Below are 13,228 nucleotides of genomic sequence, written 5' to 3' on the forward strand. Positions count from 1 at the left end.
GAAATGTCGGTGGGGGCGGCTACCGTCCCGATCATGGCGAGCAGCGTTGACGAAGTGGCGTGGGAGCGGCTGTGCGAGGCGGTGGAGACGGGCGATCCTCGGCGGGTCGCCGCGGTCGTGGGCGGGTTCGATGAGGCCGCCCGCAAGGAGATCGGCAAGCGGATGCCGGAGCTGCGGCGCTCCCTGGCGGAGGAGAACCGCGGCGGGAGCCTGAGGCTCGGGCCGCTGCGCGTCGCCGGGGCCGGATGCCTCGGCGGCGCGGCGGCGGCTTCCGCCTGGGTGGCGCGGCGGGATCTGCAGGGCTGGCGCGACAGGGACGGACTCGCCGAATCCATCGTCGCGGTCGTCGGCGCGCGGCCGAAGGAGTGGCGGATCGACTTCGCGCGGCGCCTCGCCGACAGGCTGCGGCCCGCGGAACTGCTCAGCTGGCGGGCGGACCGGGTCCTGTGGGACGTGGCGGCCGCGATCCTGCGCGCCGAAGGCGAAGCCCCTCCCACGAGCGCCGCCTTCGTCACCGGATGGCTGCTGTGGCGGCCCGCCGAACCCCTCGCGGCCGACCCGTTCTTCCCCGTGCTGCTCCCCGCCCTGTTCGACGCCGACGGGATCGGGCAGGCCCTGAACGAGCGCGCTCCGCTCGGCCCCCCGGCCTTCCGCCCGCCGGGCGGCGTCCCGACCCTCGCCGCCGAGATCCTCGCGCACGCCGACCGCGCCTTCCTGCTGGAAGGGTGCGTGCGCAGGTTCCTGCGCGGGGGAGACGGCAACCGCATCGCCTGGTACGTGGCGCTGCACCGCGAGCTCGCGCCGAGCCCGCAGGACGCCGCGCCCCTGGCGCGCGATTACGTGCGGCTGCTCCCGAGCGCGGCGGCGCCCGTCGCCGAGACGGCCTTCGGCCAGGTCAAGGCGATCGACGCGCTCGAACCCCTCACGCCCGAACTGTTCGCCGACGCCGCGGGCGCGATGCTGTTCCGGCCCGAGCGCAAGCTCCTCAAGGCCGCCCTCATCTGGCTCGACAAGACCGCCAAGGGCCGGGAGGACGCCGCAGTGACGCAGGCCGTGGCGGTGTTCTCCGTCGAGCACGCCGACACCCGCGACCGCGCCGTGCGCCTGGCCGTGCGGCACGCGGCACGGGTGGATCCGCTCACCGCCGAGGCGGTCCGCGAGGCGGCCGCGGCACTGCCGGGGCCGCTGCGGGAGAGGATCGCCGCCGCCTACGGGGGGACCTTCGAGCCGGAGGCGCCCGTCGAGGCGCCCCTGCTGTACGCCGCCGGCCCTCGCGACCTGGATCCGCCGATCGCGTCGGCCGCCGAGCTCCTCGAAGCGGTCATGGCCCATCTGCACGCGCCCGCCGACCGGCGCTGGCCGGAGTCGGAGCGGCTGCTCGCCGGGCTCGTCGCGCACGGCGGCGGCATCGTCGCCGAGCTGCGGGAGTACGGCGAGAAACACCCCTGGATCCTGCACCCCGACATGCGGCACCTGGAAGGCGTCCTGCTCGTGCTGCACCGGCTCGTCCACGGGCGGCCGAAGCGCGGCATGGTCGACTACCTGCGCGAACGCCACGGCCGCACCAAGGACTCCGTCCAGCGGCTCGCCCCCGCCCGGCTGCTCCACCAGCGCCTCTTCGACGCGACCGCGCACTTCGGGGCACCCGTCCTGCTCGCCACCCCGACGCTCTCGACGGGCCACGTCGACCCGGAGGTCTTCGCGGCCCGCCTGCGCGCGCTGGAAGAGGCAGGCCGCGAACCGGGCGCCTACGACCTCGACCAGGCGCTGCTGCGCCTCCCGGCCGACGCCCGCGCCTCGGTCCTGGACGGCCTGTCCTCACCCGCGGCGAAGACCGCCCGCGCCTGGATCGACGGCGGCGGGCTGCCCGGACCGCAGGCCTTCTACGAGATCGTCGGATTCCGCCGGCGCCGCCTCAACCACTGGGAACAGCAGCCCAAGACGTCGCACGGCAAGCGCCTGCGCGCCATCTTCGAGGGGAGCGCGCAGGGCACCGCGGGCCTGCTCACCGAGCTGGACACCGCCGCGGTCGCCGACGGCGCGGCGGTCCGCGCCGACGCCCGGTGGTGGGCGCCGACCCTGCCGTCGCACCGCGAGCTCACCGCGGCCCATCTGCTCCGCCAGGCCGAGCGCTGGCCCCTGGACCGCTACGAGCAGGGCGAAGTCCTCCTCGACCTCGCCGACGCGACCGGCGCCACGGGCCCGGCGACGGCCGCCCTGCTCGTCTACGCCCTGTCCTCCCCGCACGCCGCCGACCGCGCCGGAGCGCTGGACGCCCTCCTCGCCTTCGCCGCCCAGGACGCCCTCCCGGCCGCCGAGATGGGGGAACTCCTGCCCGTCCTGGTCAAGTCCGGCGACGTCTCGCTCTCCCGCACCGTCCAGGGCCTCCTCGAAGCCGCTCGGGCGGGCGCGAACCTCTGGCCGCTCTTCGCCCACGCGATCCCCCCGCTCCTGCCCGCCCCCGCCGAATCCGCCCCCGCGCCCCTCGCCGGCCTCCTCGCGGCAGCCTCCACCACCGCCACCCGCCACCACATCCGCACCCCCCTGCCCGCCCTCACCTCCTGGACCCCGAGATCCCGCACCTCCCGAGCCGCCAAGGAAGCCGAGAACCTCACCTCACTCCTCGCCTCCCCCTGAACACGACGACAGGGCCCGGTCGTGGCCGAGGGCCAGGGCCGGGACCGACCACGTCAACGCCATGACCGTGGCCTCCCAAGCCGGGCGGCACCGCGGCCCGGCCCCCTTCGTCATCCCCGGCGCCGACCTGGCCGCCCGGATCGCCGAGATCAAGGAGCGGGACGGCGGCGACCTCCTCATCCGGAGCGACGGCCGCCACACCGACGACCTCGCCCGGCACGGCGTCCTCGACGAATGCCGGATCTGGCCCGTTCTCAAGGGCGGGCGAGCCGCTGTTCCGCGCGGAGCGCGTCACCGGTGTCGGACTCGCCGACAGCGCCGCCTTCACCTCGGGCGTCACGGTCCTGACCTACCGACCGACCCCCGACTGAGCCTCGCGCGGCTGCTTTCGTGCATCAGTAGGCGACGGTGAAGCGCGATCGGTGGTGGGCGGGATGGTCGATCTCGTCGGCGAAGGCGATGGCGTAGTCGGCGCCGGAGATGTCGGAGCGCCCGGCGGCGTCGGTGATGAGGAGGTCGGTGCCGAGCCGGAACTTGCCCATCCGGGTGCCGGGGTTGACCGAACCGAAGGAGCCGGCGGGGCTGAGGTAGAACCAGTCGACCTCGGTGTCGGCGGCCTTCAGGGCGTCCAGGACGCGGGCGTGGGCCACGGCCTCGGGCTTGTACTCCTCGGGGAAGTCCGTGTCGAGGACACGCGGGCCGCCCTCGCGGATGAGCAGGCTGCCGGCGCCGCCGACCACGCCGAGCCTCGCGCCCTCGGTCTGCGCGGCCTTCAGCAGCGCCGGAACCGCGTCCTCCAGATCCGGCTCGTGCACGCCGTGGGCGCGGACGGCGACGACGACGGCGTCGGCCCCGCGCACGGTCTCGGCGAGGAACGCAGGGTCGTACAGCGAGCCGCTGCGCAGCGTGAGGCGCTCGTGCGGTGCGGCCTTGGCGGTGTCGCGGGCCACGCCGACGACGGTGTGCCCCCGGTCCAGCAGCTCCCGTGCGATGTGGCCGCCCGCGTAACCGGTGACGCCGAAGACGACGACGGTGGACATGGGATCCCCTTCCCTCGGGGGGCCGAGCCGGACGCTTCCCCGGCCACGGACGTGCCCCCGGCTTCAGACCTGCCCGGAGCCCGGAATCCCACGGGACTCGGGACGGTCAAGAACCGACAGGCAGGCCCGGTGCCGAGAAGCCGGCGGGTGGGTGGTCGCCGGCGGCGCCGTCCAGGAGTTCGCGCAGGATGTCCATGTGGCCCGCGTGCCGGGCCGTCTCCTCGATCATGTGGATGAGGACCCAGCGGAGCGTGACGGGACGGCCCCGCCAGGAGGTGCCTTCGGCCTCCAGGGGGAGGGCGGCGATGGTCTGGTCGGCGGCGGTGCGGGCGCGCGCGTAGAACGCGACGAGTTCGGCCGCGCTCTCGGACTCGGCGGCGGCCATGTCCTCGGTGAAGGGGTCGAACCACAGGGGCTCGGCGGGCAGCGCGAAGGCCTCGCGGAACCACGCGTACTCGACGCTCGCGAGGTGCTTCACCAGCCCGAGGAGGCTGGTGCCCGAGGGCGTCATGGGGCGGCGGAGCCGGGCGTCGGTGAGGCCGTCGAGCTTCCACAGGACGACGTCGCGTTGCCGGTCAAGGGCGGCGCGCAGGCTCTCCTTCTCGCCGTCGTCGGACGGCGCGTTCTCGTTCATGCGCCGACCGTAGCCGATCCCTCTGACAGTTCGGCGCGCCTGGAGCCCGCAGGACTGCCGGGGGCGGGCTCCGGGCGCGCTCGTCAGTGTTCGGCGGGCCGCTCCCGGGCGGTCTCGAAGAAGTGGGCGGCCGCGTCGTCGGCGGCGGTGCCGGGCGCGGGCCGGTCGGCGGGTGCGGGGATCGCGGCCGCCAGGGCGGCCTGGCGGAGGCGGTCGGTGTGCGGGCGGACGGGCTTGCCCGCGCCCGTCCGGCAGGGCGCGCCGACGTGGGCGGCGCAGCGGGGGCAGGCGACCTGGTAGGGCTTCACGTCGGTCGGCGGCGGCGCGGGACGCCGGTTCCGCGGCGGTCTGGGGCGTTCGGCGGGCTCGGGCGGGGCGGCTTCGCCGACCGCGGCCTCCACCGCCTCCGCCACCTCGGTCTCGGCGACCACCACGACCTCTTCGACGGGCCGCTCGTCGCTCGTCTCCACGCCGAGCATCCGCTGCAACTCCGCTTCGCGCTCCGCCCACTTGGCCAGGAGCCGCGCCTTCGTCTTCCCCATGAACGGCACCGTAGGGCAGAAAGCGGCCCCGGTGGCGAAGAAATGCCACGTCGTCAGGGTTTCCGGGTCGATTTCTGCCGCCGGACACGTTCCGTCGCCGGGCGAGGCAACGCCCGTGGGCCGGACAGGCGTCTAGAAGGTGTGAATTCTCGTGCCGTGGGGTCTTTGGCGGTGGCGCTCCTCCTCGCCGCAGGTTGCTCCGGCAGGGCACCGGACCCGCTCCCGGAGGAGCCTTCCGAGCGGCCTTCTGGGACGGTGCGGACGCTGCCGTCGGCGCCGATCCCCGCGCGCTCGTGGAGCGGCGCGGTGTGGACGGGCGCCGAGATGGTGGTGTGGGGCGGCGCGGTCGGCAAGGAGGTGCCGGAGGGGCGGAAGGTGCGGGTGGTCGTGGAGCCCCGGTCGGACGGGGCGGCCTACGACCCGGCGTCCGACCGCTGGCGGGTGCTCCCGGCCGCGCCGCTGCCGGGCCGCGAACGCCCGATCCTGCTGTGGACGGGCGAGCGTGTGCTGGTCTTCGGCGGGCACAGGCGAACCGAGGCCCCGCTGTCGGATGGCGCCGCCTACGATCCGGCCGCCGATTCCTGGGAGGCGCTGCCCGACGCCCCCGTGGCCTTGCCGGACCACGCGGTCTGGACGGGGACGGAGGCGGTGTTCGTGACGACGCGTGGCGGGACGGCCTACGACCCGGCCCGCCGCTCCTGGCGGCTCCTGCCGAAGTCGCCGCCGCTGGAGTGGGTCGAGGACGTCGTCTGGACGGGTTCGGAGGCGATCGTCCTGGGCTCGACCGGACGGCCGAATCTCGCCGCCACCGCCTATGATCCCGCCGCCGACCGGTGGCGGAGGCTGCCGGTCCCTGACATCTCCTCGTCCTCCGGCGCCGCGGCCGTCTGGACCTCCGGCAGGCTGTTCCTGGTGTCCCCGTCGCCGGAGCGGACCGACGGGGGTGAGGTGGACCCGTTCCCGAAGCCGCTCGACCCCGGCGGCGTCTACGATCCGGCCACGGACCGCTGGTCGGGGCTTCCGCTCCTGCCGCGCGGCACGCCGGGCGCGCGCGGCGGCGCCCTCACCTCGCAGGGCGTCGTCTTCTGGAACGGAGGGCCCGCCGCCACCGTCTACGATCCGGCCTCCGGGCGCTGGACCTCCACGCCCGTCCCGCGCGGCCCCGACCGCTCTGGCGGCCTCCTGATCTGGACGGGCGCCGAACTCGTCCTGTGGGGAGGCGACGGCTGCCCCGAGAACGCCGACTGCGCCCTCACGATCCCCCCGCCCGACGCCCTCGCGCTCACCCCCTAGGGGATGCGGGCCGTCCATTCGGCGGCGCCGAACTTCGTGGCGGCGAGGTGTTCGGCGCGGGCGAGTTCGTCGGGGGTGACGTGGCCGGGCGCGAGGCCGTGGCGGGCGGCGAAGGAGGCGAGCATGCGGTCGATGACGGTCTCGCGGGGGAGGCCGGTCTGACGGCGGAGCGGATCCACTCGCTTCTTGGCGCTCTTGGTGCCCTTGTCGGACATCTTCTCGCGGCCGATGCGCAGGACCTCCAGCATCTTGTCGGCGTCGATGTCGTAGCTCATGGTGACGTGGTGGAGGACGGCGCCAGGCCCGCCGTCGATGGGCGCGAGCCGCTTCTGGGCGGCGCCGCCGATCTTGCCCGCCTCGGTGGCGATGTCGTTGAGCGGCTGGTACCAGGCCTTGATGCCCATGTCGGCGAACGCGTTGAGCACCCAGTCGTCGAGGTAGGCGTAGGAGTCGGCGAACGACAGGCCCGAGACGAGCGGCGCGGGCACCGAGAGCGAGTAGGTGATGGTGTTGCCGGGTTCGACGAACATGGCGCCGCCGCCGGAGATCCGGCGGACCACCGTGATCCCGTGCCTGGCCGCGCCGTCGGGGTCGACCTCGTTGCGCAGCGACTGGAAGCTGCCGATGATCACCGAGGGCTCGGCCCATTCCCAGACGCGCAGGGTGGGCGGCCTGCGGCCTGCCGCGACCTCGGTGGTGATGACCTCGTCGAGCGCCATGTGCAGCGCCGGCGGCTGCGGCGCCTCGCGGATCAGCTGCCACTCGTAGTCGCTCCAGTCGGTGGCGCGGGCGAGCGCGCGCCGCACCGCGACGCCGATGCCCTCGGCGGTCACCCCGTACATGACCGTGCCTTCGGGCACCGCAGCCTGGATGCGCGCCGCGATCCCCTCCGCGCCGGTCTCCACGGGCGCCCCGACGAGTGCGGCGTCGATCGCCGCGAGCGCCTCGTCCGGCTCCAGGAAGAAGTCCCCCGCGACCCTGACGTCGCTCAGCGCACCGTCCACGACCTCCAGATCGACGACGACGAGCTTCCCGCCGGGGATCTTGTACTCACCGTGCATGTTGTCCTCTGCCCCTCGACTGACGGCCCCTTGAGGCAACGCCAGGCCCCCCGGTTCCCTTCCCGCGCCGCGCCGGGGCCGAACGCGTCGTGCGTGGTCAGGGCACCGCCTGCCGGCGGGCGTGGTGGGTGAGGTGGCGGTGGAGGTCGCGGACCGCGCTGGGGAGGCGGGGGGAGGGGCGGCCCTGGAGGAGCAGGCGCACCTCGGTAGGCGGGAGGGCGAGGGGCCGGGTGGTGATGGCGCCCAGCCGCTCCAGGGGGTCGCCTATGACGCTGTAGTCGGGCAGGAGGGTGACGCCCATGCCTTCGGCGACCATGAGCTTGCCCATCTCTGCGCCGTCGGTGGAGTAGGCGAAGGGGACGCGGCCGTCGTAGAGGCGATGGACGTAGCGGTGCATGAGGTAGCCGGCGCGCATGACGATGAGGGGTTCGGTGAGGAGGTCGTCGGTGGTGAGGGCGTCCAGGGAGGCCAGGGGGCTGTCGGCGCGGACGCAGGCGACGACCTTGCCGCGCAGCAGGAGGGTGCTGTCGAGGTCGTGCGGCGGGTCGTCGCCTTCCAGGACGTTGACGAGGCCGAGGTCGAGCGCGCCTTCGAGGAGGGAGCGGTGGATGTCGGCCTGCTGGGCGGGCATCACCTCGACGCGGGTCTCGGGGTGGGCGGCGCGGAACGCCCGCACGGCAGGGGCGAGCAGGGAGACGGTCGCGGCGTTGACGGTGCCGAGCCGGACCATCCGGTTGCTCTGGTGCTGCTGGTGGGCAGCCCGGTTGAGCCGGTCGACGGCTTCCAGGACGCCGGTGATGTAGGGCAGGAGCTCGCGTCCGTCGCCGCTGATGCTGGCGCCCGAGCGTTTGCGGTCCAGCAGGGTCACCGACAGTTCGCGTTCGAGGTTGCGGATGGTCTCGCTCAGCGCGGGCTGGGAGACGTGCAGTTCCTGGGCCGCCCGGCGCAGTGAGCCGAGTCGGGTGACCGCCGCCAGGTACTCCAGTTGCTCGATCCGCAATGCCGCTCCCGTCGTCGCCGGTGCAAGGGAATCCCTGCCTCCCCCTTGGCAGCGCCTATTTGACGCTGTGTGAGAACCGGGACAATACTAACAATGTCCATCGGAGAAGTAGGGAACATTCCCGCGCAGGTCACAGCCCATGGCATCGGGTGTGGTCGGGGTCACAATGCCCCGTGCGTCGGTCGCTCCCCGCGATACGCGACGGATCGGGCGCGCGACGCACTGCACGTGTCTCCCTGCCTCCCCGCGCTCCGGCGGCCCGCCCACGTCCGCACAGAGAGGTCCCCTCGGTGAACGCATCCGTCGACGGCATCGCCGTCATTCCGTCGATCCGTCAGGACGGAACGTTCCGCGGGGGCGCCGCGTGAGCGCCGCCGTGATCCGCACGGGCGAAGAGGCGGTCGCCGTCGCCCGCGACCTCGCCGTCGGCCTGGCCGAGGGCGCCTCCGCCCGCGACCTCGACCGCCGCCTCCCGCACGCCGAACTCGACGCCCTGTCCGCGGCGGGCCTCTTCGGCCTGACGGTCCCCGCCCGCCTCGGCGGCCCGGACGTGCCCGTCACCGCGCTCGTCGAGGTGTTCCGGCTGCTGGCCGCCGCCGACCCGAGCATCGGTCAGATCCCGCACAGCCACTTCGTCTTCCTCGAGGCGCTGCGCCTGCGCGGCACCGCGGCGCAGCAGGCGCGGTTCTTCGCCGAGGCCCTGGCCGGCCGCCGCTTCGCCAACGCCCAGTCCGAGCGCTCCGGCCGCACCATCGCCGACGACGCGACCACGCTCACGCCCGACGGCGCGGGCGGCTTCGTCCTGGACGGCGAGAAGTTCTACGCCACGGGCTCCCTGTTCGCGCACTGGCTCGTCGTCCGCGCGGTCCTCCCGCACGAGCCGCCGACCCCGTCCGGGGCGCTGCGCAAGGCCGTCGCCTACATCCCCGCCGACGCCCCGGGCGTCACGGTCGAGGACGACTGGGACGCGCTCGGCCAGCGCACCACCGGCAGCGGGACGGTCCGGCTCGCCCGGGTCGCGGTGCCCGCCGACGCGGTGGTGCCCTACACCGAGATCTTCGAGGTCCCCACGTCCTACGGCTCGTTCGCGCAGGTGCTGCACGCCGCGCTCGACGCGGGGATCGCCCGCGCCGCGCTCGACGAGGCGGTCCGGCAGGTCGCGCGGGCCCGGCCGTGGTTCGAGAGCGGCGCGGACCGCGCCGCCGAGGATCCGCTGCTGGTCCAGCAGGCGGGCGAGCTGGAGATCGCCGTCCGCGGCGCCGAGGCGCTGCTGCGGGAGGCCGCGACGGCCGTGGACGCCGCCCGCAGTGCGCCGGACGAGGAGAGCACCGCGCACGCGTCCGTCGCCGTCGCCGTCGCCAAGGTCGCGGCGGCCCGCGCCTGCGTGGAGGCGTCCTCTGCCCTGTTCGAACTCGCCGGGACGCGCGGCGCCCTCGCCGGGCTCAACCTCTCCCGCTACTGGCGCGACGCCCGCACCCACACCCTGCACGACCCGACCCGCTGGAAGGTCCAGCACATCGGCCGCCACCTGCTGGACGGCACCCCGCCGCCACGGCACGGCCTGCTCTGACCTGAGCCCCGGACCTCGCTCGATCCAGGAACGACCCCTCGAAGTAGAAAGACCACCAACGTGCGCAGAATCCTTCCTCCGCTGTCCGTCGCCTTCCTGAGCACGGTCCTGCTCGCCGCGTGCGGCGGCGCCGGCGGTGAAGACGCCGCGAACCTGACCCCGAAGCAGGGCGGCACCCTCGTCTACGCGACGGGCGACGACGAGCCGGCCTGCCTCGACCCGCAGACTCGCGGCAACGTCCCGCAGGCGCTGCTCGGCAGCCAGTTCCTGGAGAGCCTCTTCTACCAGGACGAGAAGGGCGAGATCCAGCCCTGGCTCGCCTCCTCGTGGAAGGTCTCGGACGACGGCAAGGCCTGGACGGTCGACGTCCGCCAGGACGTGAAGTTCTCCGACGGCACCCCGCTCAACGCCGAGGCCGTCAAGGTCAACATCGAGCGCGTCCTGAACCCCGACACCCAGTCGACGACCGGCCGGCTCGCGCTCTCCAAGGTGAAAAGCGTCGAGGTGACCGGCGAGTACACCGCGGTGATCCACCTGCTGCAGCCCGACGGCGCGCTCCTGGAGTCCCTGTCGCAGGTGTGGCTGCCGATCGAGTCGCCGACGGCCCTGAAGCGCAGCAACGAGGAGAACTGCCTGTCGCCGGTCGGCACCGGGCCGTTCAAGGTGGAGTCCTGGACGAAGCAGGACAACGTCACGCTCGTCCGCAACGACTCCTACGCCACCCCGCCGCCCGGCTCGTCGCACACCGGCCCGGCCTACCTCGACAAGATCGTCTGGCGGTTCGTGCCGGACGGCACCACCCGCTACGCGGCCCTCCAGAGCGGCCAGGTCAACGTCGTGGACGTCCTTGAGCCGCAGAACGCGGTCGCCGCCAAGAGCGTCCCGACGCTGGCGACGCTGATCGCCTCCCGGCCGGGCGAGCCGGTCGAGATCAAGCTGAACACCGGGCGCGCGCCGTTCGACGACGCGAAGGTCCGCGAGGCGTTCTTCTCCGCCATCGACGTCGCGGGCGCGCTGAAGAGCATCTACCTCGGCACCGTCGAGCAGGCGAAGTCGCCGCTCAGCTCCGCGACCCGCTACCGGGCCGACACCGTCAAGCAGTCCTACGACCCGGACACCGCCAACCGGCTCCTGGACGAGGCCGGCTGGACGACGAAGGACGCGGACGGCATCCGCGCCAAGGACGGCAAGGCCCTCACCGTCGTGCTGCCGTATGCCGCCACGATCCCGCTGGAGCCCGGCTTCTACGAGCAGGTCCAGGCGACCGCGAAGAAGGTCGGCTTCGACGTGCGGCTCCAGCCGCTGGAGACGGCCAAGTGGTGGGTCGTGAACAACGACTGGGAGTACGACGCGCTGCCGATCTACTACACGAAGAACTCCGCGGACGTCCTGCGCATCACCTCCCTCAGCTCCGCCAACACCGCGACGACGGTCGGCGGCTACCACTCGGGCAACACCGCCCTGAAGAGCCCCGAACTCGACGCGCTCCTGGAGAAGGCCGGCGAGAGCGCCGACGACACCGAGCGCGCCGACCTGTACCGCCGGGCACAGGAACTGCTGTCGAACGGCTACTACGTGCTGCCCGTCTACGACCAGCAGACCCGCCTCGGCTACGAGACCAAGGTGAAGGGTCTGCGCCTGCTCCCGTCGCTGAGCATGCCGACCTTCTACGACGCCTGGATCAACTCCTGATGGGACGGATCCTCGCACGCGTCCTGGGCGTGGTCTTCGTCCTGTGGGCCGTCGTGACCCTCGCCTTCTTCGGCGCTTACGCGATCCCCGGCGACCCCGCCGAGGCCGTCGTGGGAGGCGCGGGGTCGCGGTCGACGCCCGAGCAACTCGCCCAGATAGCCGCCCAGTACGGCTTCGACCGGCCGCTGTGGGTCCAGTACCTCGACACGCTGGGAGACCTGCTGCACGGAGACTTCGGCACGTCCTACTCGCTGAAGACACCGGTGGCGACGCTGATCGGGCAGACCGTCGGCGGGACCCTGGTCCTCGCCGTGCTCTCGCTGGCGGCGGCCTGGCTCATCGCGATCCTGGTCGCGCTCGGCTCGACCCGCGAAAGCAGGCTCGGCACGGCGCTGGGCTCGCTGCTGGAGGTCACCTCGGTGGCCGTGCCGCACTTCTGGCTCGGCAGCGTCCTCATCCTGGCGTTCAGCGTCGGCCTCGGCTGGCTGCCGCCGATCAGCACGCCGGGCGCGGCCGGGCTCGTCCTGCCGGTGCTCAGCCTGGCGCTGCCGCTGGCCGGATTCCTCGGCCAGGTGATGCGCGAGTCGTTCATCGCCGCGCTGGACGCGCCGTTCACGCTCTCGGCGCGGGCCCGCGGCGAGACCGAGACACGGGTCCGGCTGGTGCACGCGCTGCGCCACGCGGCGCTGCCCGCGATCAGCCTGTCGGGCTGGGCGTTCGGCTCGCTCATCAGCGGCGCCGTCGTCGTGGAGACCCTGTTCTCCCGGCCGGGACTCGGCCGGACCCTGCTCGCCGGGGTCCTCGCCGGGGACATCCCGGTGATCGTCGGCGTGGTCCTCGTCATCGCGGCCGTCTACATCCTGGTGACGTTCGCGACCGAGGCGGCCGACCGGATCGCCGACCCGCGGCTGAAGGCGGCCGCCCGTCCGGCGGAGGCGGCGGCATGGTGACCCGGTGGAGGTCGGTGCGGCCGGGGGAGGCCGTCGGCGCGGCCCTGGTGCTGCTTCTGATCGCGGCGATGGCCTTCCCCAGCGTTCTCGCCCCTTACGACCCGTACGAGATCAACCCGTCCGAGGCGTTCCAGGGACCGTCCCCAGGCCACTGGTTCGGCACCGACGAGTCGGGCCGCGACGCGTTCAGCCGGGTCGTCCACGGCACGCAGTCGTCGATCCTCATCGGCCTGCTGGCCATGGCGATCGGGCTGGGCCTCGCGGTCGTGCTCGGCACCCTGGCCGGGCTCGGCAGCCGCGCCCTGGACTTCGCCGTCGGCCGGGTGCTCGAAGTGCTCTTCGCGGTGCCGGTGCTGCTGCTGGCCCTCTTGTTCGTCGCGGTGCTCGGCAGCGGGGTGGTGCCGTCCGGCATCGCCGTCGGGCTGGCGACCGCGCCGGGATACGCCCGGCTCATCCGCACCCAGGTGATCAGCGCCCGCACCTCCGGTTACGCCGAGGCGGCGACCGTGCTCGGCCGCGGCCGCTGGACGTCGCTGCGCCGCCACATCCTGCCCAACATGGCGTCGCGGCTGTTCGTGCTGGCCACGCTGGGCGTCGGGCAGGCCGTGGTGTGGGCGTGCTCGCTCAGCTTCCTCGGCCTGGGCGTCGCGCCGCCGAACACCGAGTGGGGCGCCATGCTCGCCGCGGGCCGCGACTACATCGCGAACGCCTGGTGGCTGACGGTCTTCCCCGGCGTGTTCATCGTGCTCACCGCCGCGACCCTGACGCTGCTGGGCCGCTCCCTCCAGAACCGCTCCCGGGAGGCATGA

The 13,228-nt window shown here is 73.7% G+C and carries 11 protein-coding genes; 6 read left to right on the forward strand and 5 right to left on the reverse strand.

The window, feature by feature from the left end:
* Positions 1-33 precede the first annotated feature (33 nt).
* Positions 34-2,637, forward strand: a complete 2,604-nt coding sequence (locus ACYVOM_RS23485; RefSeq protein ID WP_460305626.1) for a hypothetical protein — start codon at positions 34-36, stop codon at positions 2,635-2,637.
* Positions 2,638-3,032: 395 nt separating this feature from the next.
* Here the strand turns inward: ACYVOM_RS23485 and ACYVOM_RS23490 are convergent, their stop codons facing one another.
* The 3 genes from ACYVOM_RS23490 to ACYVOM_RS23500 form a co-directional block, all read right to left on the reverse strand.
* Positions 3,033-3,677: an NAD(P)-dependent oxidoreductase gene (locus ACYVOM_RS23490; RefSeq protein ID WP_460305627.1), complete on the reverse strand. Its 645-nt coding sequence runs from the start codon at positions 3,675-3,677 to the stop codon at positions 3,033-3,035.
* A gap of 106 nt (positions 3,678-3,783) precedes the next feature.
* Entirely contained in the window at positions 3,784-4,311 is a 528-nt protein-coding gene (locus ACYVOM_RS23495; protein WP_460305628.1) for a DinB family protein, read from the reverse strand.
* Positions 4,312-4,394: 83 nt separating this feature from the next.
* Positions 4,395-4,853 carry a zinc finger domain-containing protein gene (locus ACYVOM_RS23500; protein WP_460305629.1) on the reverse strand — a complete coding sequence of 153 codons (459 nt, stop codon included), beginning with the start codon at positions 4,851-4,853 and terminating at the stop codon, positions 4,395-4,397.
* A 156-nt stretch (positions 4,854-5,009) separates the two neighbouring features.
* Between ACYVOM_RS23500 and ACYVOM_RS23505 the strand changes: the two genes are divergently transcribed.
* A complete protein-coding gene (locus ACYVOM_RS23505) occupies positions 5,010-6,146 on the forward strand; it encodes a Kelch repeat-containing protein (RefSeq protein WP_460305630.1) in 1,137 nt (378 codons plus the stop codon).
* On the opposite strand, the gene ACYVOM_RS23510 is transcribed toward ACYVOM_RS23505, so the two are convergent.
* Entirely contained in the window at positions 6,143-7,207 is a 1,065-nt protein-coding gene (locus ACYVOM_RS23510) for a lipoate--protein ligase family protein (RefSeq protein WP_460305631.1), read from the reverse strand. The two genes, ACYVOM_RS23505 and ACYVOM_RS23510, sit on opposite strands and share 4 nt — an antisense overlap.
* Positions 7,208-7,304: 97 nt before the next feature.
* The gene (locus ACYVOM_RS23515; RefSeq protein ID WP_460305632.1) at positions 7,305-8,207 is read right to left on the reverse strand and encodes a LysR family transcriptional regulator; all 903 of its coding nucleotides are present in this window, start codon (positions 8,205-8,207) and stop codon (positions 7,305-7,307) included.
* Between the two features lie 364 nt (positions 8,208-8,571).
* Here ACYVOM_RS23515 and ACYVOM_RS23520 point away from each other — a divergent pair, with 364 nt between their 5' ends.
* Genes ACYVOM_RS23520 through ACYVOM_RS23535 form a run of 4 tightly spaced genes read left to right on the forward strand, consistent with a single transcriptional unit; the run spans position 8,572 to position 13,228 of the window.
* Positions 8,572-9,777, forward strand: coding sequence for an SfnB family sulfur acquisition oxidoreductase (locus tag ACYVOM_RS23520; protein WP_460305633.1), 1,206 nt, complete (start codon positions 8,572-8,574; stop codon positions 9,775-9,777).
* A gap of 60 nt (positions 9,778-9,837) precedes the next feature.
* Positions 9,838-11,469, forward strand: a complete 1,632-nt coding sequence (locus ACYVOM_RS23525) for an ABC transporter substrate-binding protein (protein ID WP_460305634.1) — start codon at positions 9,838-9,840, stop codon at positions 11,467-11,469.
* Positions 11,469-12,419, forward strand: coding sequence for an ABC transporter permease (locus tag ACYVOM_RS23530; protein ID WP_460305635.1), 951 nt, complete (start codon positions 11,469-11,471; stop codon positions 12,417-12,419). The genes ACYVOM_RS23525 and ACYVOM_RS23530 overlap by 1 nt, the downstream gene beginning before the upstream one ends.
* Positions 12,413-13,228, forward strand: a complete 816-nt coding sequence (locus tag ACYVOM_RS23535; protein WP_460305636.1) for an ABC transporter permease — start codon at positions 12,413-12,415, stop codon at positions 13,226-13,228. The genes ACYVOM_RS23530 and ACYVOM_RS23535 overlap by 7 nt, the downstream gene beginning before the upstream one ends.

It is taken from the genome of Actinocorallia aurea (assembly GCF_054783995.1).